This is a genomic window from Paenibacillus sp. TSM33 (genome assembly GCF_056099025.1).
This window is the reverse complement of sequence record NZ_JBLZXB010000059.1, coordinates 1-291: the sequence shown is the minus strand read 5'-3', so window position 1 is coordinate 291 and position 291 is coordinate 1. Positions and strand designations below refer to the sequence as shown.

1 rRNA gene is annotated in these 291 nt (G+C 39.2%); it reads right to left on the bottom strand.

Going from position 1 to position 291, the window contains the following annotated elements:
• Nucleotides 1–226 precede the first annotated feature (226 nt).
• Nucleotides 227–291 (bottom strand): 16S ribosomal RNA (locus ACN6NF_RS25880); the annotation flags it as partial.

Sequence of the window (291 nt, the reverse complement as noted above, 5' to 3'; positions counted from 1 at the left end):
AGCTTAACCTAGTATCTACAATGTAAATACGATTTGCTACCTTTATTTCACTTGTTTACACAAGATCAGCTTAAAGGAATATTCTAAAACGCAATTTCGTTTCGGTATCCAGTTTTCAAGGTGCAATGTTGAGAGTTTGAACTCTCAAAACTGAGCAACGAGTAAGTAAGTTTGAAGCTATGCTTCATATTTGAATGTTTCCATCGCAGGAAACGATTCTCCATAGAAAGGAGGTGATCCAGCCGCACCTTCCGATACGGCTACCTTGTTACGACTTCACCCCAATCATCT